This window comes from Reyranella aquatilis (genome assembly GCF_020880995.1).
GTDB lineage: Bacteria > Pseudomonadota > Alphaproteobacteria > Reyranellales > Reyranellaceae > Reyranella > Reyranella aquatilis.
This window is the reverse complement of record NZ_JAJISD010000018.1, coordinates 16,620-39,747: the sequence shown is the minus strand read 5'-3', so window position 1 is coordinate 39,747 and position 23,128 is coordinate 16,620. Positions and strand designations below refer to the sequence as shown.

Annotated in this window: 23 protein-coding genes; 11 read left to right on the top strand and 12 right to left on the bottom strand. The window is 67.2% G+C overall.

Annotated elements, in window-relative coordinates; genetic code table 11:
• Positions 1 to 139 precede the first annotated feature (139 nt).
• Positions 140 to 952, bottom strand: a complete 813-nt coding sequence (locus tag LJ725_RS27690) for an enoyl-CoA hydratase-related protein (protein WP_230554201.1) — start codon at positions 950 to 952, stop codon at positions 140 to 142.
• A gap of 17 nt (positions 953 to 969) precedes the next feature.
• On the opposite strand from LJ725_RS27690, the gene LJ725_RS27685 reads away from it, so the two are divergent.
• On the top strand, positions 970 to 1,992 hold the full coding sequence (locus tag LJ725_RS27685) for an alpha/beta fold hydrolase (RefSeq protein WP_230554200.1): 1,023 nt from the start codon (positions 970 to 972) through the stop codon (positions 1,990 to 1,992).
• A gap of 1 nt (position 1,993) precedes the next feature.
• On the opposite strand, the gene LJ725_RS27680 is transcribed toward LJ725_RS27685, so the two are convergent.
• Positions 1,994 to 2,485: a GFA family protein gene (locus tag LJ725_RS27680; protein WP_230554199.1), complete on the bottom strand. Its 492-nt coding sequence runs from the start codon at positions 2,483 to 2,485 to the stop codon at positions 1,994 to 1,996.
• Positions 2,486 to 2,541: 56 nt separating this feature from the next.
• On the opposite strand from LJ725_RS27680, the gene LJ725_RS27675 reads away from it, so the two are divergent.
• On the top strand, positions 2,542 to 3,330 hold the full coding sequence (locus tag LJ725_RS27675) for an SDR family NAD(P)-dependent oxidoreductase (protein ID WP_230554198.1): 789 nt from the start codon (positions 2,542 to 2,544) through the stop codon (positions 3,328 to 3,330).
• Positions 3,327 to 3,710, top strand: a complete 384-nt coding sequence (locus tag LJ725_RS27670; protein WP_230554197.1) for a lysozyme inhibitor LprI family protein — start codon at positions 3,327 to 3,329, stop codon at positions 3,708 to 3,710. Before LJ725_RS27675 ends, LJ725_RS27670 begins: the two co-directional genes overlap by 4 nt.
• A 19-nt stretch (positions 3,711 to 3,729) precedes the next feature.
• On the opposite strand, the gene LJ725_RS27665 is transcribed toward LJ725_RS27670, so the two are convergent.
• From LJ725_RS27665 to LJ725_RS27655, 3 genes are read right to left on the bottom strand one after another with little or no spacing between them, the layout of a single operon-like run.
• Positions 3,730 to 4,614 (bottom strand): DMT family transporter, encoded by an 885-nt coding sequence (locus LJ725_RS27665; protein ID WP_230554196.1) that lies wholly within the window; start codon positions 4,612 to 4,614, stop codon positions 3,730 to 3,732.
• Complete coding sequence (locus LJ725_RS27660) at positions 4,611 to 5,684, bottom strand: LLM class flavin-dependent oxidoreductase (protein ID WP_230554195.1); 1,074 nt, start codon at positions 5,682 to 5,684, stop codon at positions 4,611 to 4,613. Before LJ725_RS27660 ends, LJ725_RS27665 begins: the two co-directional genes overlap by 4 nt.
• A 15-nt stretch (positions 5,685 to 5,699) precedes the next feature.
• Positions 5,700 to 6,620, bottom strand: coding sequence for a Bug family tripartite tricarboxylate transporter substrate binding protein (locus LJ725_RS27655; protein ID WP_230554194.1), 921 nt, complete (start codon positions 6,618 to 6,620; stop codon positions 5,700 to 5,702).
• Positions 6,621 to 6,974: 354 nt separating this feature from the next.
• On the opposite strand from LJ725_RS27655, the gene LJ725_RS27650 reads away from it, so the two are divergent.
• Positions 6,975 to 8,789: a DEAD/DEAH box helicase gene (locus LJ725_RS27650; protein ID WP_230554193.1), complete on the top strand. Its 1,815-nt coding sequence runs from the start codon at positions 6,975 to 6,977 to the stop codon at positions 8,787 to 8,789.
• On the opposite strand, the gene LJ725_RS27645 is transcribed toward LJ725_RS27650, so the two are convergent.
• Positions 8,790 to 9,719: a 3-hydroxyacyl-CoA dehydrogenase family protein gene (locus LJ725_RS27645; RefSeq protein ID WP_230554192.1), complete on the bottom strand. Its 930-nt coding sequence runs from the start codon at positions 9,717 to 9,719 to the stop codon at positions 8,790 to 8,792.
• A gap of 86 nt (positions 9,720 to 9,805) precedes the next feature.
• Here LJ725_RS27645 and LJ725_RS27640 point away from each other — a divergent pair, with 86 nt between their 5' ends.
• The 3 genes from LJ725_RS27640 to LJ725_RS27630 all read left to right on the top strand — a co-directional run bounded on the left by LJ725_RS27640 (position 9,806) and on the right by LJ725_RS27630 (position 11,892).
• Positions 9,806 to 10,579 (top strand): enoyl-CoA hydratase/isomerase family protein, encoded by a 774-nt coding sequence (locus LJ725_RS27640; protein WP_230554191.1) that lies wholly within the window; start codon positions 9,806 to 9,808, stop codon positions 10,577 to 10,579.
• Between the two features lie 108 nt (positions 10,580 to 10,687).
• Positions 10,688 to 11,491 (top strand): SDR family NAD(P)-dependent oxidoreductase, encoded by an 804-nt coding sequence (locus LJ725_RS27635; RefSeq protein WP_230554190.1) that lies wholly within the window; start codon positions 10,688 to 10,690, stop codon positions 11,489 to 11,491.
• A 2-nt stretch (positions 11,492 to 11,493) separates the two neighbouring features.
• The gene (locus tag LJ725_RS27630; RefSeq protein ID WP_230554189.1) at positions 11,494 to 11,892 is read left to right on the top strand and encodes a DUF423 domain-containing protein; all 399 of its coding nucleotides are present in this window, start codon (positions 11,494 to 11,496) and stop codon (positions 11,890 to 11,892) included.
• On the opposite strand, the gene LJ725_RS27625 is transcribed toward LJ725_RS27630, so the two are convergent.
• Together LJ725_RS27625 and LJ725_RS27620 are read right to left on the bottom strand one after the other, a co-directional pair.
• Positions 11,893 to 12,375 carry a CinA family protein gene (locus LJ725_RS27625; RefSeq protein ID WP_230554188.1) on the bottom strand — a complete coding sequence of 161 codons (483 nt, stop codon included), beginning with the start codon at positions 12,373 to 12,375 and terminating at the stop codon, positions 11,893 to 11,895.
• Between the two features lie 4 nt (positions 12,376 to 12,379).
• Positions 12,380 to 12,724 (bottom strand): DOPA 4,5-dioxygenase family protein, encoded by a 345-nt coding sequence (locus tag LJ725_RS27620; protein WP_230554187.1) that lies wholly within the window; start codon positions 12,722 to 12,724, stop codon positions 12,380 to 12,382.
• 87 nt (positions 12,725 to 12,811) lie between these two features.
• On the opposite strand from LJ725_RS27620, the gene LJ725_RS27615 reads away from it, so the two are divergent.
• Entirely contained in the window at positions 12,812 to 13,936 is a 1,125-nt protein-coding gene (locus LJ725_RS27615) for an acyl-CoA dehydrogenase family protein (RefSeq protein ID WP_230554186.1), read from the top strand.
• 10 nt (positions 13,937 to 13,946) lie between these two features.
• Positions 13,947 to 15,170, top strand: coding sequence for an acyl-CoA dehydrogenase family protein (locus LJ725_RS27610; RefSeq protein ID WP_230554185.1), 1,224 nt, complete (start codon positions 13,947 to 13,949; stop codon positions 15,168 to 15,170).
• A 195-nt stretch (positions 15,171 to 15,365) separates the two neighbouring features.
• Here the strand turns inward: LJ725_RS27610 and LJ725_RS27605 are convergent, their stop codons facing one another.
• Genes LJ725_RS27605 through LJ725_RS27595 form a run of 3 tightly spaced genes read right to left on the bottom strand, consistent with a single transcriptional unit; the run spans position 15,366 to position 18,348 of the window.
• Positions 15,366 to 16,334, bottom strand: a complete 969-nt coding sequence (locus LJ725_RS27605) for a tripartite tricarboxylate transporter substrate binding protein (protein WP_230554184.1) — start codon at positions 16,332 to 16,334, stop codon at positions 15,366 to 15,368.
• A gap of 37 nt (positions 16,335 to 16,371) precedes the next feature.
• On the bottom strand, positions 16,372 to 17,871 hold the full coding sequence (locus LJ725_RS27600) for a tripartite tricarboxylate transporter permease (RefSeq protein WP_230554183.1): 1,500 nt from the start codon (positions 17,869 to 17,871) through the stop codon (positions 16,372 to 16,374).
• A gap of 3 nt (positions 17,872 to 17,874) precedes the next feature.
• Positions 17,875 to 18,348, bottom strand: coding sequence for a tripartite tricarboxylate transporter TctB family protein (locus LJ725_RS27595; protein WP_230554182.1), 474 nt, complete (start codon positions 18,346 to 18,348; stop codon positions 17,875 to 17,877).
• 95 nt (positions 18,349 to 18,443) lie between these two features.
• Between LJ725_RS27595 and LJ725_RS27590 the strand changes: the two genes are divergently transcribed.
• A complete protein-coding gene (locus LJ725_RS27590; protein WP_230554181.1) occupies positions 18,444 to 19,247 on the top strand; it encodes an SDR family NAD(P)-dependent oxidoreductase in 804 nt (267 codons plus the stop codon).
• A 1-nt stretch (position 19,248) separates the two neighbouring features.
• Here LJ725_RS27590 and LJ725_RS27585 read toward each other — a convergent pair whose 3' ends face one another.
• Positions 19,249 to 19,707: a flavodoxin family protein gene (locus LJ725_RS27585; RefSeq protein WP_230554180.1), complete on the bottom strand. Its 459-nt coding sequence runs from the start codon at positions 19,705 to 19,707 to the stop codon at positions 19,249 to 19,251.
• 25 nt (positions 19,708 to 19,732) lie between these two features.
• On the opposite strand from LJ725_RS27585, the gene LJ725_RS27580 reads away from it, so the two are divergent.
• On the top strand, positions 19,733 to 23,098 hold the full coding sequence (locus tag LJ725_RS27580) for an acetyl-CoA carboxylase family protein (RefSeq protein WP_230554179.1): 3,366 nt from the start codon (positions 19,733 to 19,735) through the stop codon (positions 23,096 to 23,098).
• Positions 23,099 to 23,128 lie beyond the last annotated feature (30 nt).

Below are 23,128 nucleotides of genomic sequence, written 5' to 3'. Positions count from 1 at the left end.
TTACCTCATCCTGAGGAGCGCGCACCGGCGCGCGTCTCGAAGGATGGGCAACAGCGAGGTGCTCGTGCCCACCCTTCGAGACGCGCTCCTGCGGAGCGCTCCTCAGGGTGGTTGTTTCTTGAAGCTGGAGTGAGCGGTCTTACCGCCCCTTGAACACCGGCTTGCGCTTCTCGACGAAGGACGCCACCGCTTCCTTGTGATCCTCGGTGCGCGACGACTGGACCAGGCGCTCGGCCTCGCGATGGTGCGCCAGCGAGTAGTCGATGTGCAGCGCTTCGTCGAGATTGTCCTTCATGTGGCGCAGCGCGACGCGAGGTCCTTCGGCCAGCGACTTGGCGAAGGCGAAGGCCTCCTCCTGCAGCTTGGCGTCGTCGACCACGCGGTTGACGAGGCCGATCTGCTCGCAGCGCTCGGCGCCGACCTTCTCGGAGGTGAACATCAGCTCGCGCGCCCGCATCGGGCCGATGGTGCGCGTCAGCAGCCAGGAGATTCCGTAGTCTCCCGAAAGGCCGATCTTGGCGTAGCCGGTGGTGCAGAAGGCCGATTTCGCCGCGATGCGGATGTCGCAGGCAAGCGCGATCGCGAGGCCCGCGCCGGCCGCGGCGCCGGGCAGCGCCGCAATGGTCGGCTTGCGCACCGCGACCAGCGCGCCGGTGAGATGCGTCTGCCGCCAGCGCAGGTCGGCCAGCCGCTCCTCGTAGCTCATCTGGCCGCGCGGGCCGCGGCCGCCCATGCCCTTCACGTCGCCGCCGCTGCAGAAGGCGGTGCCGGCGCCGGTGATCAGAAGGGCGCCCACGGCATCGTCGTCGCCGCGGGCCTTGATCTGGTTGCGCAGCGCCTCGGTGAGGTCGGGCGACATCGCGTTGCGCGCCTCGGGGCGGTTCAGCGTGATCAGCGCGACGCCGTCGCGGACGCTGCACAAGAGTTCTGTTGTGCCGGTATCGATTTCCATGTGACCTTCTCCTTGCCATGACATTCCCGGTCACCGAACACACCGTCAAGACCGCCCGCCACACGACGGGCTATCTCGCCTGCGGAGCGAAAGACGCCCCTTTGATCGTCTTCGTGCACGGCTGGCCCGAGCTGTCGCTCTCGTGGCGGCACCAGCTTCCGGCCTTCGCGGCGCTGGGCTTCCGCTGCATCGCCCCCGACATGCGCGGCTACGGCCGCTCCAGCACCTACGCGCGTCACGAGGATTTCGCGCAGGAGGAGATCGTGGCCGACATGGTCGAACTGCTGGCGGCGCTCGGCAGGGACAGGGCGGTCTGGGTCGGTCACGACTGGGGCAGCCCGGTCGTCTGGAACATGGCGGCGCACCATCCCGAGAAGGTGGTGGGCGTGGCGAGCCTCTGCGTGCCCTATCTCCCGACTGGCTTCACGCTCGAGACGGTCGTGCCGCTGGTCGATCGCTCGATCTATCCGGAAGCGAAGTTCCCGGCGGGGCAGTGGGACTACCAGTTCTTCTACGAGGAGAGCTTCGACAAGGCCTGCGCGAGCTTCGACGCCAACCCGCGCAACGTGGTGAAGGCGTTGTTCCGCAAGGGCGATCCGTCGCGCGTCGGCAAGCCGGCGCCGACATCGATGGTTCGCATGGCCGGAGGCTGGTTCGGCGGCGGCGCCTGCCCCGACCTGCCGCGCGATCCCGATGTGCTGACAGAGGCGGACGTGGAGGCCTATGCCGCGGCCCTGACCCGGAACGGCTTCTTCGGTCCCGACTCCTGGTACATGAACCACAAGGCCAACGCCGCCTATTCGAAGCGGGCGAAGAACGATGGCAGGCTCGCGATGCCGGTCCTCTTCCTGCATGGCGCCTACGACACGACCTGCGAGACGATGACCTCGAAGCTCGCGGAGCCGATGCGCCGCCACTGCGCTGACCTCACCGAAGGGATCGTGCAATCCGGCCACTGGATGGCGCAGGAACAGCCCGTCGCCGTCAACGCCGCCCTGGCGAAATGGCTGGCGACGAAACTGGCGGGCTATTGGTCCTAGTTCAGGACGCGTTCTTCGCCTTGTGTGCGGCGAAACGGTCGAGGCTCTCGCTCGGCCATAGTTCGTTGCGGTCGTAATACTCAGCGACCGCAGGAACCCCGGTTGGCAGGGCGACCCAGGGTTGCTTGCTCATCGTGAAGATATGGACGTCGGGCGGCAGCCGATCGGGCTCGTCGAGCGTGCCGACCCGTACGAAATGGATGGTCGGTCCGGCGCCGGAATAGTTGCTCCACAGCGCGATGCGGCATCTCGGGCAACGCGCGATCCTCTGACCATTGCCACTGAGCGTCGGCGTGTCGATCACCTCGACCTCGCCGCCCAGTCGCTCGACCCTGTCCGCCTCGATCATCGCGTTCATTGCGAAGGCCGTACCTGTATCCCGCTGGCACCAGCGGCAGTGGCAGCAATGGACGAACAGCGGCTTCGATGTGAGGCGATAGCGCACGTGCCGGCAGGTGCACCCGCCTTCGAACATGTCTGTCCTGCTGGTCATTCCGTTCTTCTCCCGGCTAAGGTCCGCGCCTGAAATCATCTGGGCGGAGAGTAGACATGGCCGGACGGCTGCAGGGCAAGGTGGCGGTGGTGACGGGCGCGGCGCCGCGCGGCGAGGGCGTCGGCAACGGCATGGCGACGGCGCTGCTGTTCGCGAAGGAGGGCGCAAAGGTCGTCCTCGTGAATCGCGGTGCCGAACGGGCCGAGGCGCTGGCCAGGCAGATCAAGGACGAGGGCGGAGAGGCATCGGTCTTCGCGGCCGACGTGGCCAAGATCGACGAAGCCGAGGCGATGGCCGACTTCACCATGAAGAAGTATGGCCGGCTCGACATCCTGCACAACAATGTCGGCATCGGCGGGCCAGGAACGCCCGAGACGGTGACGCTCGAGACCTGGAACAAGGTTCTCGAAGCCAATCTCACGACGACGATGCTCTGCACCAAGTCGTGCCTGCCGCGCATGAAGGAGGGCGGTGGCGGCTCGATCATCATGGTCTCGTCGATCGCCGGCGCCGTGGGGCTGATGGGCAGCGCGGGTGCCGTGGCCTACGCCACCGCCAAGGCGGGTCTGCATGGTTTCACCATGTCCGTCGCGGCCGACTATGCGACGCAGAACATCCGCGCAAACTGCATCATCGTGGGTTCGGTGCACACGCCGATGGTGGCGCATCTCGGCGCCGAGGCACGCGAACGGCGCAAGAAGATGGTGCCGATGCAGGTCGAGGGGACCGCCTGGGACATCGCGCACGGCGCCGTCTATCTCGCCTCGGACGAATCGCGCTGGGTGACCGGAATTCTGCTCCCGATCGACGGCGGGCTGGTGTCGCTCCGGGCCTGGCCGCGATGATCGGCCGGGTCGCTGCGCTCCTCGCGTCCGTCGTGGCGCTGCAGGCGTTGGCGCCGCCCGTTCATGCCCAGAGCCAGATGGAACTCAACCGGGAGGTCGGCACGACCCTTCAGGACGCCGACAGGCAGTTGAACGCCGCCTATACGAAGCTGCGGGCGCGCCTCGGGCCCGAGAGCCGTGCGCGGCTGCAGGCCGCGGAGGAGGCGTGGATCCGGTTCCGCGACAAGGAGTGCGACTTCATCGGCGCGCCGACCACTGGCGGCTCGATCCACGGGATGATCGTCGCCTCCTGCCAGGCCCGCCTGACTCTCGTGCGCGTGAAGGATCTCGAGACCCAGCTCGACTGCCAGGAAGGCGATCTGTCCTGCGTGAGGAACTAGTGATGGTTCCAATGACGTTCTATCGGCCCGCCTGCCGCTCGTGGTGCCATGTATAGAGGCCTGACGCCACGATCACCGCCGCGCCAGCGAGCGTCCAGTGGTCGGGAATGTCGCCGAACACGATGATGCCGAGGATCGTGACGAACACCAGCAGCGTGTAGCTGTAGGGCTGCACCGCGCCCGCCTCGGCATAGTCGAGCGCCTTGATCAGCGCATAGTGCGCAAGCGCACCCAGCAAGGCGATGGCGACCAGAAGAGCCCATCCCGTGGCGTCCGGCCATCGCCATTGCAGCGGCCCGACGAGGGTGGTCGCGCCAAAGGCCACGAAGGCCGACCAGACGAGCGTCGTTTCGGGCGTGTCGGTGCGCGAGCAGAGGCGAATGAGGATCTGGTAGCCTCCCCACAGGACCGCACCGACCACGGGGATCAGAAGCGGCCAGTCGAGTTCGCGGAATCCCGGTCGTACGATCAGCAGCACGCCGACGAAACCCGCGGCGACGGCGGCCCAGCGCGCCGGCCCGGCCTTCTCGCCGAGGAACAGCACGCCGAGCGCGATCACGATCAGCGGCGAGGTGGCGGCGACGGCGTGTGTGTCGGCCAGCGGCAGGTAACGGAAGGCGAGCACGAATACCGCGCTTTCGACCACCGCCAGCAACGCCCGGCCGAGCTGCAGCCCGGGCCGGTTCGAGCGCAAGGCCGCGCGCAGGCCGCGGTGGCGTACGACGAACCAGGCGAACAGGCAGAAGATCCCGTAGCGCACCCACATCATCTGGCCGATCGGATAGTCGGCCACCATCCACTTGGTGATGGTGTCCATGCTGGCGAATCCCAGCATGGCGAGCATGGTGAAGATCGCGCCGCGCGATGTGTTGTTGCGGCCCGCAACGGCCGCGGGCGGCGTCATTCCGCGGCGGCGACGCGATGCGCCGGAGGCCGGAAGGCCGGGATCACGCGTTCGGCGAAGAGCCTCAGGCTCTTCATCGTCTTCTCGCGCCCGTAGTAGGGAGGATAATGCAGCAGCAGCGAGGTCATCCCGGTGCGCGCCTGCATCTCGCGCAGGCGTGCGATCACCGTCTCCGCCGATCCGTGCAGCAGCGTGGTGTTGAGCAGCTCGTCGTAGCTGAGCTGGCTGCCCTTCTCCGAGACGGAGCCGAGATAGCCTGCCGTGCCGGTGCCGCCGAAATGCGCGATGTGGCGGACGATCGCCTCCTCGGTCTCGGCCCGCGCCTGCGCATCGGTGTCGGCAATGTAGACCCAGCGCGCGATGTCGATCTGGCCGGCCGCGGGGTTCTTCGCGCGCTCGGCCGAAGCCTTTGCCAGTTCTCGCTTGTAGAGCGAAGTCTGGGCCGCCAGCGTCTCGATGCCCGGGAGGGTCGACAGCATCAGGCCGAACCCGTTCCTGCCGCAGTAGCCGATCGAGCGGTCGGTGCCGCCCGCCATGTAGAGCGGCGGATGAGGCATCTGCACGGGCTGCGGCAGCAGCTCGTACGGCTCCGCGACGGTGCCGCTGAAATATCTGCCCTTGTGGTCGTAGCGATGCCGATGGAAGGCGTCGAACATGAGGCCGACCGCCTCTTCCACCATGTCCCGGCGGCCCTCGAAATCCTTGCCGAGCCCTGTGAACTCATAGGGTCGATAACCCGAGCCGATGCCCAGCATGACCCGGCCGTTCGACAGGATGTCGACGAAGTTGGCGTTCTCGACGACGCGGATCGGATCGTAGAGCGGCAGGGTGATCACGCCCGAGGCGAGCTTGATGCGGCTGGTCTTGGCGGCGAGATAGGCCATGTAGGCGAAGCAGTCCGGCATGATGCCGTAGCTCGTCGAGAAATGATGCTCGGCGATCCAGGCCGTGTCGTAGCCCAGCCGCTCGGCTTCCACGATCTCGTCCGTGGTGCGCGCGTGCACCGCGCGGTGCGGATAGGGCTCTTCCTTCGGATTGGCGTGGGACGTGAAGAGGATGCCGAATTCCATTGCTGTCTCCCGCAGCTATTCGAGCTTGATGCCGGTATCCTTCACCACCTTGGCCCAGTTTTCGACCTCGCGGCCGCGCCATGTATCGCTCTGCGCGGGCTTGTAGAGGACAGGCTCGGCGCCCAGCTCCTTCAGGCGCGCGGCGACTTCGGGGATCTTTGTCGTCTTTTCGATCTCGACATAGAGCCGCTCGAGGATCTCCGGCGGTGTGCCCTTGGCCGCCAGGAAGCCCTGCCAGCTGCCGGTGACGAAGTCCTTGATCCCGGCGGCCTCGATCACGGTCGGAAGATCGGGCACCAGCTCGTTGCGCGTGGCGCTCGAGACGGCCAGCCCGCGCAGCTTGCCGCTCTTCACGTGCGGCAGCGTGGCGATCATGCCGTTGAACAGGGCATCGGCGTGGCCGCCGGCGACCTGCTGTATCGCCTCGGCGCCGCCCTTCATGGGGATGAAGGTGATCTTCAGACCGAGCGAATGCGCGAACAGGGCGCCGGCCAGGTGCGGTGCGCTTCCGAGGCCGGCGGTCGCGTAGTTCAGCTTGTCGGGATTGGCCTTGGCGAAGGCAATCAGTTCGGCCGCCGTCGTGTAGGGGCGATCCGGTGCCGCGGCGAGCAGGTGTGGCGTGTAGGCCAGCACCGTAACCGCGCTGAAGTCCCGGATGACATCGAACGGCAGCTTCATCACCGACGGCGAGATGGTGAGGTTGCCGAGGTCGGTGAGGACCAACGTGTAGCCGTCGGGTGCGGACTTCGCGATCATGTCGACGGCGATGTTGCCGTTGGCGCCGGTGCGGTTCTCGACGACGACCGACTGGCCGAGTGCCGCCTGCAGGTGCGGCTGCATCAGGCGCGCCAGGATGTCCGACGTGCCGCCGGGCGCGAACGGAATGACGATGCGGACGGGCTTGTTGGGAAAGCCCTGAGCCAAGGCGCTGGTCACGATCGCCGGAGCCGCTAGCGTCGCGGCAGTCCAACTTATGAGGTGTCGACGGCGCAAGTTTCACTCCCGTAAGTACTTGTTTTGCCGGCACTTTAAGCAGCAGATCGATTGAAGGCCAGTAATCGGCTTGACTTCGCTGCGCTGCAGCATCATATACGCGCCAACCCGCAGATTCGCGGGCCCACAAAGATTTCTCGCGATCGCGCGACGCGCCCCATTTACTTGTGACGGCGCCTCATCCCGAGACAATCCCCCAAGACAAGAGCCGTCCCAGCCGCGCGCGGGAACGGGCCTAACGCCGCCACAGATGCGCGTGCCCGGGATGGCATGCCGGGCGGCAAGTAAGGATTTTCAGTGAGTGAAGTTACGTTTGCGGATCTCGGTCTGGCCGAGCCGCTGCTGCGTGCGTTGAACGCGGCGAACTACACGGTGCCGACGCCCATCCAGGCGCGCACCATTCCCGCCCTGCTGCAGGGACGGGACGTGCTGGGCATTGCCCAGACCGGTACCGGCAAGACGGCGGCGTTCGCGCTGCCCGTGCTGCAGCTTCTGTCCGAGTCCAAGGAACGCGCCCAGCCCAAGAGCCCGCGCGCCCTCGTGCTGGCGCCGACCCGCGAACTCGCGGTCCAGATCGCCCGCAGCTTCGACACCTACGGTCGCGGCCTTGGCCTGCGCCTCTGCACCGTCGTCGGCGGCCTGGGCTACGGCCGCCAGATCGAGACGCTGGCGCGCGGCGTCGACATCCTGATCGCCACGCCCGGCCGCCTGCTCGACCTGGTCGAGCGCGGCAACGTGAAGCTCGGACAGGTCAGCTTCTTCGTCCTCGACGAAGCCGATCGCATGTTCGACATGGGCTTCATCCGTGACGTCCGCCGCATCGCCGCGTCGGTTTCGAAGAACCGGCAGACCCTGCTGTTCTCCGCGACGATGCCCAACGACATCGCCAAGCTTTCCTCGGAAATTCTCAAGAACCCCGAGAAGGTCGAAATCGCGCCGCAGGGCCGCACCGTCGAGAAGATCGATCAGCGCGTCTATTTCGTGAACGCCGGCCTCAAGCGCACCCTGCTCAACCATCTCCTCACCGACGAGAGCCTCGAGCGGGTCATCATCTTCACGCGCACCAAGCGCGGCGCCAATCGCGTCGCCGAAGCGCTGGAAGACCGCGGCGTGCGCTCCGAGGCGATCCACGGCAACAAGTCGCAGAACGCCCGCCAGAAGGCGCTCGACAACTTCGCCCGTGGCAAGGCCCGCGTCCTGGTCGCGACCGATCTCGCCTCGCGCGGCATCGACGTGCAGGGCGTGACCCACGTCATCAACTTCGAGCTGCCGGCCGATGCCGAGAGCTATGTCCATCGTATCGGCCGCACCGCGCGCGCCGGAGCCTCGGGCATCGCGATCTCGTTCTGCGACGGCAGCGAGCGCGGCCAGCTCAAGGGCATCGAGCGGCTGACCAACCAGCGTATTCCGGTCGTTCCGATGCCGGCCAACGAGGACATGCCGCCGGCTCCGCCGCCGCGTGCCCGCACCGAAGACGACGATCGCGAGCGCGACGAGCGTCCCCGCGAGGGCCGTGGTGGCCCGCGTGGCGCCGGCCGTCCGGGTGGCGGTGGTCGTCCTGGCGGCGGTGGCCGTCCCGGCGGTCATCGCTCGTTCGGCGACCGTGCCAATCACGATCGTTCGCGCGGCGACCGTCCGCCGGCGCATGCCGACAGCCAGTTCCGCGGCGGCGACTTCCGGGATGCCCCGCAGGGTGACCGTCCGCACGGTGAGCGGCCTCAGGCCGACCGTCCCTATGGCGACCGTCCGCGTGGTCCGCGCCCGCAGGGTGATCGCCCGTTCGGCGACCGCCCCCGTGGTGACCGTCCTCATGGCGATCGTCCCTATGGTGATCGTCCGCAGGGCGACCGCTTCGATCGCGCGCAGGCGGATCGTCCCCAAGGTGATCGTCCGCACGGTGATCGTCCGCAGGGTGACCGCCCGCGGTCGTTCGGCGATCGTCCGAACCACAATGGTGGCGGCCAGTATGCGCCCCGCCCGCACGGTGATCGCCCGCACGGCGATCGCCCGGCCGGCGATCGTCCGCAGGGTCCGCGTCCCCAGTGGAAGGGGCGCCGCTTCGGCGGTGGAGGCGGCGGCGGTGGTGGCCGCGGCCGGGGCCGTGCAGCCTAGCTAGAGAATTCCTTCCTCGCGGAAGATTTCCAGACATTTAGAAAGAGCGCGCTCATATCGGGCGCGCTCTTTCGCTATCGAGGCATCGTCCCAGTCGAAGAAGCCGCCCTTGGTCTTGAAGCCGATGCGGCCCCGGTCGACGTTGCGCTGCAGGACCGGGGGCGGGCCATCCGCGTTGGAGAGGTCGGGCCAGATGATCTTGGCCACGGCACAGGTCGTATCCCAGCCTGAATGCTCCTTCTGGGTGATCGGCCCGGCCGCGGCGTAGCGGAAGCCGAAGGAGAGGCGGACAGTGGCGTCGATGTCCTCGGGCGAGGCCACGCCTTCCTCGATCAGCCACAGCGCCTCACGCATCAGCGCGCCCTGGATGCGGTTGCCCAGGAAGCCGATCACGTCCTTCTTCACCTGGACAGGCCGCTTGCCCAGATCCCTCATGATCGTGCCGACCTTCTCGGCCAACGCGATGTCGGTGTGGACGGAGCGCACGACCTCAACCAGGGGGATCAGGTGCGCCGGCATGAAGAAGTGCAGGCCCATCATCCGGTCCTGGGTCTTCAGTCCCTTGCCGATCTCGCTGATCGGGAAGCTCGAGGAGTTCGACGTCAGCGGCACGCCGGGGCGGGAAAGCCGCTCCATGTCGGCAAAGATCCTCTGCTTGAGCGCCAGGTCCTCGGTCACGGTTTCGACGGCGATGTCGATCTTCGGCCAGGGCGCCTCTTCGAGAGTCGCGTAGGTCGCCAGACCCGATACGTCTTCGGACTTGCCCATCGCCTTGAGTGCCCGGGCCGTTGCCGCGGGCAGGCCATCCCGGGTCGAGGCGGAGCGAGACACGACGTCCACCTTCCAGCCGCCTCCCAGGAACATGGCGATGATCCCCACGCCCATCGTGCCTCCGCCCAGCACCAGGGCGTGTCGTTCGCTTTGCGGCATTCCTTGTCCTCCCGTATCGACGCGTGCCCCTTGCCGGGGCAGTATCCGGCCCAAGTTAACCGGATTTTCAACGCGGGAGAAAACAGATGAGCGCCACCTTCAAGGATCTCGGCATCAGCACCGAAGGCGCGGTCGGAATCGTGGAGATTCAGCGGCCGCCGCACAATTTCTTCGACAACTCGCTGATCAACCAGATCGCCGATGCCTTCGAGGCGTTCGACCGCGACGACAAGATCCGCGCCTACGTGCTGTGCGCGCAGGGCAAGTCGTTCTGCGCCGGCGCCGATTTCGCCAACCGTCCGCAGACCGGCGCAAATGAGACCGGCAAGCATCTCTACAAGGAAGCGACCCGCATCTTCCGGGCGAAGAAGCCCAGCGTCGGTGCCATCCAGGGACCGGCGATCGGCGGTGGCCTCGGTCTCGCGCTGGCCACCGATTTCCGTGTGGCCGCTCCCGAAGCGCGCTTCGCCGCGAACTTCACGCGGCTGGGCTTCCATCCTGGTTTCTCGCTCACGTTCACGCTGCCGCGCCTGATCGGCCAGCAGAAGGCCAACCTGATGTTCTATACGGGTCGTCGCATTGGCGGCGAGGAGGCGGTGCAGTGGGGGCTGGCCGATGCGCTGGCGCCGCTCGCCGACGTGCGCAAGGAGGCGCTCAAGCTGGCTCAGGAAATCGCCGAGTCGGCTCCGCTTGCGTTGATGTCGACCCGTGAGACGATGCGCCGTGGCTTCGCCGATGCGGCGGAAGCGGCCACCGAGCGCGAACTGACCGAGCAGGAGTGGACCCGCAAGACCGAGGACTTCAAGGAGGGCGTCAAGTCCTACGCCGAGAAGCGCCCCGGCAACTGGAAGAACCGCTAGCACCACGTCCTCGGCTTTCCCCTCCTTGCCTCCCCCGTCTGACGGGGGAGCTGCCGGAAGGGCGGAGGGGAAGGCCACAGTGACGTTTTTGGCATCAAGGAACGCTTCATGGCTCAGGTCTCGGGTAAGGTCGCCATCGTCACCGGGGGTGCCTCGGGCATCGGCGAGGCCTGTGCGGAAACGCTGGCGCGCGAAGGCGCGTCGGTTCTCATCACCGACATCGACGACACGCTGGGCAAGGGTGTGGTCGACCGCATCACCAAGGCGGGCGGCAAGGCGCACTACATGCGCCACGACGTGCGCGACGAGGCGGTCTGGCCCGGCATCGTCGCCGAGGCCGAGAAGCGCTACGGCCGGCTCGACATCATGGTGGCCAATGCCGGCATCGGCATCATGTCGCCGATCGCGACCATGACGCTCGCCGACTGGCAGCGTCAGCAGGCTATCAACCTCGACGGCGTGTTCCTCTCGATCAAGCATTCGATCCCGGCGATGAAGCGCGCGGGCGGCGGATCGATCGTGCTGATGTCGTCGGTGGCGGGCCTGCGCGGTGCGCCGGGCCTTGCGGCCTATTCGGCGACCAAGGGCGGCGTGCGCCTGCTCGCCAAGTCGGTGGCGCTCGAGCACGCGGCCGACAACATCCGCTGCAACTCGGTGCATCCCGGCATCATCGCCACGCCGATCTGGGAAAAGATCCCGACCGGCGCCGAGGGCAATCGCCGCAACGCCCCGATCGATCCGCGCGAACGCGCTGCGGCCACGGTGCCGCTGCCACGCGTCGGCGAGGCGCAGGACATCGCCAATGGCGTGCTGTTTCTCTGCACCGACGCGGGCAACTACATCACCGGCCAGGAACTGGTGATCGACGGCGGCATGACCGCCGGCGGGCGCCCGACCCGGCCGCTGCAATAGCCATGGGTGAAGCCGCGAGGATCTGGATCGTCGTTGCCGCCGCGAGCGGCGCGATCTCGGTCATCGTCGGCGCCTTCGCCGCGCACGGACTCGACCTGCGCACGGAAGCCGGGCTCAAGGCGAAGGACTGGCTGCAGACCGGCAGCCACTATCAGATGGTTCATGCGCTCGCGATGCTCGGCGTCTGCGCCCTGGCGGGTGCTGGCCTGCTCAACGCGCGCCTCGCCCTGCTTGCGCTGTGGCTGTTCCTCGCGGGCAGCGTCCTGTTCCCCGGCGCGCTCTATTCCCTGTCGTTCGGCGGCCCGCGATGGTTCGGCGCCGTGGCGCCGATCGGCGGTCTCGCCTTCATCGCGGGCTGGGTGTTGGTCGCGATCGCGGCGCTGAAGCGCCCGATCGGCTGATCAGGAAAGCTGTTCGTCCAGGAGCTTGAGCGCTTCGGCGGCGAAGGCGCGCATGTTGGCGACGCGGTCGTTGGAGCCGGTGCGCAGGGTGCGCGCGACGCTGCCGTGGGGACCGACGATCGCCACGCACGTGTGTCCCGCGGGATCGCCGTAGGAATTGCCGGTCGGACCTGAGGCGCCGGTCTCGGCGAGGCCCCAGGTCGTCTTCAGCCGGCCGCGGACATGCTCGGCCGCCAGCAGCGCCCAGGGCTCGGAGGAGGAGCGGACGCCGGCGCGCTTCTCGCGCGGCACCGCGAGGAAAGCGTCGCCGGCGGGGCGCGTGTAGACCACGGCGCCGCCCATGAAATAGGCCGAGGCCCCCGGAACGGCGAGCAGCGCCGCGGAGATCAGGCCACCCGCGGACGATTCGGAAATGCCGACGGTTTCCTTGCGGGCCTTGAGTTTTTCGCCGACGCGCTGGGCAAGCGGGAGCAGGGAGTCCATCGGGTCAATCCTTCCTGGTGAAGATGTCGAGGACCAGCGGCACCTGCTGGCCCATCCAGATCGCGCGATCGCGATGATCTTCGAGATCGTGCCCGGTGTTGGGATGGATGAACACCGTTAGATCGCCGCGGTTCAGGGTCAGCCACGACAGCAGCGGCTCGAACTGTTCGTTCTTCAGCGCGACCTGGTAGCTAAAGCGCGGATGCGGGCCGACCGGCTTCTCGTGGAAGCGGCCCATCTCGATGGCAAAGCTCTTCTCAATGCGCTCGCGCAGCGCCCACGCCGCGTCGCGCGAGGCCGCGTCGAAGTAGACGTGGGCGTGCCAGTCTTTGATCTGATCGGTTTTCATGTCGCTCACAATATCACAGCGCACAACCCGCCTGTCGAAACCTAGAACCGTTCCCCGAGCCGAGCGGGCTTGCTAGGGTCGGGCATCATGAACTTCGATTTCTCCGACGACCAGAAGCTGCTCAAGGAGCAGGTTCGCAAATTCCTCGCCGACAAGTGCCCCACCAAAGTGGTGCGGCGCGTGCTCGACGGCACCGAAACCCATGCGGAAGATGTCTGGAAAGGCCTCGTCGATCTCGGCGTGCCGGCCCTCGGCATCCCCGAGACCTATGGCGGCATGGGCCTGTCGCCGCTGGAGGTATGCGTCGTCGCCGAAGAAATCGGCCGCGCTGCCGCGCCGGTGCCGTTCGACTCTTCGGTCGTGCTGGCGACCGAAGCGCTGAAACTAGCGGGCTCCGACGCGCAGAAGAAGAAGTGGCTGCCCGAACTCGCGTCGGGCAAGGCGATCGGCACGGTGGCCATCGCCGAGGGCGCGCAGCCCCCGAAGCCGCGCAACACCCGCACCACGTTCGGCGGCGGCCGCCTCAACGGCAAGAAGCTGCCGGTGACCGACGGCGAGGCCGCGACCTTCGCCATCGTGCTCGCCAATACCGGCGGTTCGGGCGAGCGCGCGGTGTCGCTCGTCATCGTCGACCTTACGCAGAAGGCCGTCGCGAAGAAGCGCATCGAGACGATCGATCCGGCGCGCAAGCATGCCGAACTCGCGTTCGACGATGCAGCGGCGGAGCTGCTGGGCGCCGAGGGCGAAGGCTGGAGCCTGCTCGAACGGCTCTACGATGCGGCGGCGGTCTACTTCGCCTTCGCCCAGGTGGGCGGCGCCGAGTCGGCGATGTGGATGGCGCGGGACTATGCGTTGCAGCGCAACGCCTTCGGCCGTGCCATCGGCTCGTATCAGGCGATCAAGCACAAGCTGGCCGACTGCTACGTGAAGCTCGAGCTCGCGCGCTCGAACGCCTATTACGGCGCGATGATGCTGACCGAAGGCGGCGCCGACCTGCCGCTGGCCGCCGCGGCGGCACGCATCGCGGCGACCGACGCCTACGACTTCGCGGCCAAGGAGAACATCCAGACGCATGGTGGCATCGGCTTCACCTGGGAGGCCGACACGCAATTCCACTATCGCCGGTCGCGTCTGCTCGCGCTGTCGCTCGGCGGCCCGATGGCGTGGAAGGACAAGCTGGTCACGCGCCTCGAACAGAAGAACGCGGCCTGAGGAGGGAACGATGGATTTCAACGATACTCCCGAAGAAGCCGCCTTCCGCAAGGAAGTGCGCGCCTGGCTCGACGCCAACGCCACCCGCAAGAGCGACGACACGCAGAGCAACCGGGCGCGCAACGACGATCCCGGGCTGCTGCAGAAGGCCAAGGAGTGGCAGGACAAGAAGGCCAAGGCCGGCTACGCCCGCATCACCTGGCCGAAGGAATTCGGCGGCCGTGGCGGCTCGCCGATCCTGCAGGTGATCTACCAGCAGGAAGAGTCGAACTACCTGGTGCCGCTGGGTTTCTTCGACATCGGGCTGGGCATGTGCATCCCTACCATGATGGCCTATGCCACGCCCGAACAGCTCAAGCGCTACGTGAAGCCGGCGCTGCATGGTCAGGAAATCTGGTGCCAGCTCTTCTCCGAGCCGGCGGCCGGCTCCGATGTGGCCGGCATCCGCACCAAGGCCGAACGCGACGGTGACGACTGGATCATCAACGGCCAGAAGGTCTGGACGTCCGGCGCGCACTATTGCGACTTCGGCATCGTCATCACCCGCACCGATCCGAACGTGCCGAAGCATGCCGGCCTCACCATGTTCTTCCTGGACATGAAGAGCCCCGGCGTCGAGGTCCGTCCGATCAAGCAGATGTCGGGCGGTGCCAACTTCAACGAGGTGTTCTTCACCAACGTGCGCATCCCCGACAGCCAGCGGCTCGGCAAGGTCGGCGAGGGCTGGAAGGCCGCGCTTACCACCCTGATGAACGAGCGCCTCGCCGTCGGCCTGCCTTCGGGCGGCCTCGACATCGACGAGCTGATGGAACTGGCGCGCGAGACCGAGCTGGAAGACGGCGCGGCGATCCGCAACCAGCAGGTCCGCTCGAAGATCGCCGACTGGTACGTCCAGCAGCAGGGCCTGAAGCTGACGCGCTACCGCACGCTCACGGCGCTGTCGAAGGGCCAGACGCCGGGACCGGAATCCTCGATCATCAAGATCGTGGCGGCGCCCAAGATGCAGGACATGGGCGCCTTCGCCATGGAGCTGATGGGCCATGCCGGCATCATGAAGGAAGACGTGCCCTTCGCGGCCGGCTTCCAGGCGCAATGGATCGGCGGCGCGGGTTTCCGGATCGCCGGCGGCACCGACGAGATTCTGCGCAACATCGTGGCCGAGCGCGTGCTGGGACTGCCGGCCGACATTCGTGTTGATAAGGATATCCCGTTCAACAAGCTGACGCGCTCATAGTGCGTCGGCTTGCTGAACGGGGCGAGCGGCAGCGCTTGTAATCAAGCGCGGGAGCTCGCGCGGTGCAGAATAGACAAGGATCTTGATCCATATCCATTCTGCGCGGTGTGGGCTCTCGCGCCTCAGAAGGCGCTGCCGCCCACTAGGGCTTTCTGCGAAAGCCCTAGCCCTGCCGCCCGCTGCACTTAAGCAGCACTAGCGCTGCTTAAGCGCCCACTCCGTGTACTTCTTCGCCTGCGCCTGCGTGTCGGCGTAGTACTTCGCGTACTCCGCACCCACCATCGGCTTCAACGCAAGCCCGACCGCGTCCATCTTCTGCAGCATCTCCGGCGACTGGATCGCCTTCAGGAAGGCCGTCTCGACCACCTTCACGACGTCGGCCGGCGTTCCCTTGGGGGCACCCACCCCACGCGTCGAGGAGGAGATCACCGTGGGCATGCCCAGTTCCTTGGTGCAGGGCACCTGGGGCAAGAACTTGGATCGCTCGACGTCGGTCACGGCGAGGCCGCGCACCTCGCCCGACTGCACGCGCTTGAAGACGCCGCCGACATTGTCGAAGGCGCAGTCGACATGCCCGCCGAGCACGCCGGTGATCTGCTGCGCCCCGCCGTCGAAGTGAACGATTCGGAACTCGCACTTCGCGACTTCCTGGACCATCAGGATGGCGAGATGGTCGTCGCTCAGGATGCCGGTGGTGCAGGCGCTGATCTTGCCGGGCGCCTTCTTCGCCGCATCGACGAGGTCGGCCAGGGTCTTGTAGGGGCTGTCGCCCTTCACCCAGATCAGGCCGGGATCGAGCACCTGGTTCACGATGGGAATGAAGCTGTCGACGTTGAACGCCGCCTTGCGCTCCGGATCGAGGATGATGGTGTTGACCGCCGGCAGGTTGAGGAAACCCAGTGTGTAGCCGTCGGGACGGGCCCGGGCGACCTCGGTGAAGCCGATCTGGCCGCCGGCGCCGGCCTTGTTGACGACGGTGATCGTCTGGCCGAGGTCCTTCTCAGCGGCTGCGGCGAGGATGCGGGCACCGACGTCTGTGCTGCCGCCTGCGGGAAAGGCCACGACGAGCTGAACCGCGCGGCGCGGATAGTTCTGGGCCATCGCCGGGCTGGCGACGGTGGCCGCCGCCGTGGCGGCGAGCAGGGTGCGGCGACGCATGAGCATTCTCATTCCTCCCTTTGTTTGACGACTGGAACGCGCGCTACTCGATATCGCTCTCCCTGAGGGGCGCCAGCGAGCGCGGCTTGAAGATCAGAAAGGCGATCACGATCACCGGAATGGTGAGCAGGGCGAGGGCGACCGGGCGATCGAGGAAGATGCCAAAGCTGCCGCCCGAGATCTCGAGCGTCGTTCGCAGCGACTTTTCCATCATCGGACCCAGGATCAGCGCCAGGATCGCGGGCGCGATTGGAAAGTCGAGCTTGCGCAGCAGATAACCCAGGATGCCGAAGCCCAGCATGACCCAGACGTCGAACAGGCTCTGCTTCAGGCCGTAGGCGCCGATCACGCAGAAGATCAGCACGCCTGCGCACATGTAGCTGAACGGAATCTTCAGCAGCTTGGCCCACAGGCCGACCAGCGGAAGATTGAGGATCAGCAGCAGCGCATTGCCGACGAAGAAGCTGGCGATCACCGTCCACACCAGCGCCGGCTGTTCCTTGAACAGGAATGGGCCCGGGGTGATGCCGTTCACGATGAAGGCGCCCATCAGCACCGCGATGGTCGGCGAGCTGGGAATGCCCAGCGCCAGAAGCGGCACCATCGAGGCATTGGCGTAGGCGTTGTTGGCCGTCTCGGCCGAGGCCACGCCCTCGATCGCCCCCTTGCCGAAGCGCTCGGGCGTCTTCGAAACACGCTTCTCTAGGACGTAGGCCATGAAGGTCGGCACGATGGCGCCGACGCCGGGAATCAGCCCCAGGACGAACCCCACGACCGTGCCGCGGCTGATCGCACCCACGGACTGCCGGCACTCCTGGCGGGTCGGCATCCAGCTCTTGAGCTCCGCCTCGACCATGTGGGTCTGGCGCTTCTCGGCGGCCAGAAGCAGCTCGGCGACGCCGAACAGCCCCATGACCACGGGCACGAAGCCGATCCCGTCGTAGAGTTCCTCGACGCCGAAGGTGAAGCGTGGCGCGCCGCGTACCGGATCGACGCCGATCATCGCGAACAGGAGCCCGATCACCGTCATGAGCAGGGCCGCGAGCATGTTGTTGCCCGCGAGGCCGACCACGAGACAGAGGCCGGCCACCATAAGGGCGAAGAATTCCGCCGGCCCGAACTTCAGGGCCAGCGAGGCGAGCGGCATGGCGACCGCGACCAGCGCCACGGTAGCCAGCGTGCCGCCGACGAACGAGCCGATGGCGGCGATGCCCAGCGCCGACCCCGCACGGCCCTGCTTGGCCATCTGATGCCCGTCGATGCAGGTCACGACAGAGGCGGCTTCGCCCGGCACGTTGATCAGAACCGAGGTGATGGTGCCGCCGTACATCGCGCCGTAGTAGATGGCGCACAGCATGATGATGGCGCCGGTGGCGTCGAGGCTGAATGTGAGCGGGATCAGGATCGCCGTTCCAGCCGCCGGTCCCAGCCCGGGTAGCACGCCGATCAGTGTGCCCAGCATGCAGCCCGTGAAGGCGTAGAGGAGATAGCCGGGCGTCAGCGCCGCCGCGAATCCCTGAAGCAGATGACCGAGGGCTTCCATGCGCTAGATCCCGAACTGGCCGGTCGGCAGGAGGACGTCCAGCCACGTCGTGAAGACGTAGTAGACACCGAAGCTGCCAAGTGTCGCGAAGAGGGCGATGAGCCACCAGCGGCGCTCGCCCAGCGCGATCACCAGCGCCGCGTTGAAAACCAGCATGGCAATGCGAAAGCCCACGAATTCCATGGCGACCGTGACCGCCGCCAGCAGGCCGATGATGGCGAAGCACCGGATTGCGCCCCAGCCGTGCGGCAGGATGCGGGCCTCTTCGGCCGGGCCGTCGGCGGCCGGGGGCGATTCCCGCCAGATCGACACGAACAGGGCGAGCGACAGGACGATACCGATCAGCGCCAGCCAGAACGGAAAGAAGCCCGGGCCGGGGCCCAGGCGGTCGGTCAGCGACAGCAACAATGATTGCCAGAGTGCAAACAGGCAAAAGGCCAGCATCGCACCCGTCGCGACAAGCCGTCCCTGGCGCATGCCTGGCGGCCCTCCCTATTTTCTTTCCTTGTTCTGGGAGGCAGCATAGCCGCAAACAGCACGGGCGCAACACGCGACCCGCGAGGAGGAAACGAATGAACAGGCTCGATGGCAAGGTGGCGTTCCTGTCCGGCGCCGCGCGCGGCATCGGCGGCGAGGCCGCGAAGCTGATGGCGAGCGTCGGCGCCAGAGTGGCTATCGGCGACGTGCTCGAGGAACGGGGCCGGCAGACGGTGAAGGAGATCGAGGCGGCGGGCGGTCAGGCGCTGTTCGTGCCCCTCGACGTGACGCAGGAGGCGAGCTGGGCCGCGGCCATCGAGGCCACAGTCAGGAAGTTCGGCGGCATCGACATCCTGGTGAACAATGCCGGCATCTTCGTCGGCAAGGGCGTCGAGGACGCCTCGATGGAGGAGTGGCACAAACTCGTTGCCGTCAATCTGACGGGCGTCGTGCTGGGCACACGCATCGCGCTGCCACACCTCAAGACCAGCGGCGCGAAAAGTGCGCACGGTTCGGCGATCGTCAATCTCGCATCGGTGGCGGGCCTGGTCGGCTCGCAGCTCGATCCGCTCTATTCGCTGACCAAGGGCGGAGTCACGCTGTTCACCAAGTCGACGGCGCTGGAGTTCGGCCGCAAGGGCTACCGCATCCGCGTGAATTCGATCCATCCCGGCGTCATCGACACCGACATGGGCCAGCAGACCTTCACGATGAGGGCCCGGGCGCTCGGCAGCAACGACACCGAGGCGACGCGCAAGACCTCGCTGACCATGCATCCGATCGGGCGGCTGGGCGTCGCCGAGGACATCGCCAAGGGCATCGTGTTCCTCGCGTCCGACGACGCCGGCTTCATGACCGGCTCGGGCCTCGTGGTCGACGGCGGCTATACGGCTCAGTAGTTCAGAAGATGCCGGCGGCGAGGCCCGCCGCCATGGCCGCGCCCAACTCCTCGCATTGCGCCACGAAGGCGGGTTGCCAGGGACCCTTGCACAGCAGGGGTTCCTGCACCGCCCGCCAGCGCAGGCCGGTGAGGATCGTGTCGATGCCGCGGCGCGTGCCGGTGCCGTCGCTGCCGGCCCGGATGTAGAGGGCGCAAGGCAGGCCTTGTGTCTTCTCCAGACAGGCATTGTAGCTGCGGTCGAAGAAGTCCTTCAGCGCGCCGCTCATGTAGCCCAGGTTCTCAGGTGTGCCGAGGATCACGGCCTGCGCGGCCAGCACGTCGTCCGGGCCGGCCTGCAGCGGAGCCAGGACGCGGACGTCGATCCCCGTTTCGCTGCGCGCGCCGCGTTCCACGGCGTCCCGCAGGGAGAGGGTGTTCTCCGACGGGGCGTGCGCCACAATGAGCAGCCTTTTAGACATGGAGGGGGTTCTACCCCACGCCGACATGCTCAAGAAACTCCTGATCGCCAATCGCGGCGAGATCGCCATCCGCATCGCCCAGGCCGCCGCCGAACTCGGCATTGCCACGGTGGGCGTCCATTCTGAAGACGACACGACCTCGCTGCATGTCCGCCGCGTTGACGAGGTGCGGCCGCTCAAGGGCCGGGGTGCTGCCGCCTATCTCGACATTGCGGGCGTGATCGCGGCCGCGAAAGAAGCAGGCTGCGATGCCGTGCATCCGGGATACGGCTTCCTGTCGGAGAACGCTGCCTTCGCCAAGGCCTGCGCCGCGGCGGGAGTCGCCTTCGTCGGCCCCACGCCCGAGCAACTCGACCTGTTCGGCGACAAGGCGCGGGCCCGCGCCCATGCCGGGAAGAACAAGGCGCCGGTTCTGTCGGGCACCGAGGGCGCGGTCGACGTCGCGGGCGTGAAGGCCTTCTTCGCCAAGCATCGCAAGGCCGGCATCGTCATCAAGGCAATCGCGGGCGGGGGCGGTCGCGGCATGCGGATCGTCACGCGGGAGGACGACATCGAGGAGGCCTTCGCGCGGGCCTCGGCCGAGGCGCAGGCGGCGTTCGGCAACGGCTCGCTCTATGCCGAGCGCCTGATCGCGCGCGCGCGGCACATCGAAGTGCAGATCGTGGGCGACGGACAGGGCGGCATCGTGGCCCTCGGCGAACGCGAATGCACGATCCAGCGCCGCAGCCAGAAGATCGTCGAGCTGGCGCCGAGCCCGCACCTGGCGGAGGCGATGCGTCGGCAGATCGTCGAATCGGCGGTGACGATGGCCATCGCCGTGAACTATCGCAGCCTCGGCACCTTCGAGTTCCTGGTCGACGACGCGACGCCGGACTTCTTCTGTTTCATCGAGGCCAATCCGCGGCTCCAGGTCGAGCATACGGTCACCGAGGAAGTGTGGGGCGTCGATCTCGTGAAAACGCAGTTGCGGCTCGCCGGCGGGGCCTCGCTCGATGAGACCGGCATCCGGAAGGCCGCACCGCGCGGTCACGCCATCCAGCTGCGCGTGAACATGGAAACCATGACCGCCGACGGATCGGCAAAGCCGGGCGGCGGCACGCTCACGGCCTTCGAACCGCCCTCGGGGCCGGGCATCCGCGTCGACACCTATGGCTATGCGGGTTATCGCACCAATCCGAATTTCGATTCCCTGCTGGCCAAGGTGATCGTGCATTCGGCCTCGGCCGAGTTCGCCGATGTGCTGCAACGTGCCGAGCGCGCGCTTGCCGCTTTCCGTCTGGAAGGCGCGCCGTCGAACATCGCCTTCCTGCGGGCGCTGATCGCCCACCCCGATTTCCGCGGCGACAAGGTCCATACGCGCTTCGTCGACCAGCAGGCCGCATCGCTGATCGAGACGGCGGGCAAGCTGAAGGCCGGCCTGTACTTCGAGGGCGCGGCGCCCGTGGCCGGAGGCGTGCGGCAGGCCGGCGCGCGTGTCGACAGCGTCGATCCGCTGGCGGTGCTGGCCTTCGGCAAAGCGAAAGCCGAGACCGCGTCGGCCGGCGTCGCCAACGATGCGCCCGAGGGGACGGTCGCGGTGCCGGCGCCGATGCAGGGCACGATCGTCAGCCTCTCCGTGGCCGAGGGCGACGCGGTGGCGGCGGGCCAGGCACTACTGGTCATGGATGCGATGAAGATGCAGCACGAGATCCGCAGCCCGGCGCGCGGCTATGTGCGGCGCGTCGCCGTCGAGGCCGGCGAGACGGTTTATGAGGGGCATTCCCTGCTGTTTGTTGAGGAGGCCGATGTCGAAGTGAAGGGTGCGGCGGTCGAGGAAGCGATCGACCTCGATCATGTCCGGCCCGACCTCGCCGAGTATTTCGAGCGCCGGGCGATGACGCTCGACGAGCGCCGTCCGGATTCGGTGGCGCGGCGGCGCAAGACCAACCAGCGCACCGCGCGCGAGAATCTGGACGATCTGGTCGATCCCAACAGCTTCGTCGAGTACGGCGCCTTCGCGATCGCCAGCCAGCGCACGCGCCGCACCGTCGAGGACCTGATCGAGAAGACGCCAGCCGACGGCCTGATCACCGGCATCGGGCGGGTGAACGGCTCGCTGTTCGGGCCGGAGCGCAGCCGGGTCGCGGTCGCGCACTACGATTACACGGTGCTGGCCGGCACGCAGGGCAAGAACAACCATCACAAGAAGGACCGGCTGTTCGAGATCGTCGAGCAGCAGCGCATCCCACTGGTCTTCTTCACCGAGGGCGGCGGCGGCCGGCCGGGTGACATCGACGTGCAGTCGGTGGCCGGCCTCAACACCATGGCCTTCCACATCTTCGGCCGGCTGAGCGGCGTGGCGCCGCTGGTCGGCATCAACTCGGGCCGCTGCTTCGCGGGCAATGCCGCGATCCTGGGCTGCTGCGACGTCGTCATTGCCACGAAGAACTCGACGATCGGCATGGGCGGCCCGGCGATGATCGAGGGCGGCAATCTCGGCGTCTTCTCACCCGAGGAAGTCGGGCCGATGGAGGTGCAGGTTCCCAACGGCGTGGTCGATATCGCCGTGGAGGACGAGGCCGAGGCGGTGGCGGTGGCCAAGAAGTACCTCTCGTACTTCCAGGGCGCGCTGCCGGAATGGCGGGCGGCCGATCAGCGCCTGCTGCGGCGTGCGATCCCGGAGAACCGGCTGCGCGTCTACGACGTGCGCGACGTCATCGCGACCCTGTGCGACGAGGACTCTGTGCTGGAAGTGCGCCGTGCCTTCGGCCCCGGCATGGTGACGGCCTTCGGCAGGGTCGAGGGCAAGCCCTTCGGCATCGTGGCCAACAACCCGGTCCATCTGGCGGGTGCCATCGACAGCGACGGCTCGGACAAGGCCGCGCGCTTCCTGCAGCTCTGCGACGCCTTCGACATGCCGATCCTCTTCCTGTGCGACACGCCGGGCATGATGGTCGGGCCGGAGATCGAGAAGACGGCCCTGGTGCGTCACTGCTCGCGCCTGTTCGTGACCGGCGCCAACCTCACCGTGCCCTTCGGCACCATCGTCCTGCGCAAGGCCTATGGGCTCGGTGCGCAGGCGATGGCCGGCGGCTCCTTCCACGCGCCGGCCTTCACGGTCTCGTGGCCGACCGGCGAGTTCGGCGGCATGGGCCTCGAAGGCGCGGTGAAGCTCGGCTTCCGCAAGGAACTGGAAGCAGTCACCGATCCCAACGAGCGCCGTGCGCTGTTCGACAAGATGGTCGCGGCGGCCTATGCGCGCGGCAAGGCGCTCAGTACGGCGACCTACTTCGAGGTCGACGAGGTGATCGATCCCGCTGACTCACGGCGTTGGATCGCGACCGCGCTGCTGGGCGCCAAGTCGCGGCCCGCGCACACCCACAAGAAGCGGCCGAACATCGATACGTGGTGAAAGGAAGCGAAGGGTCCCTCACGTGGTTCG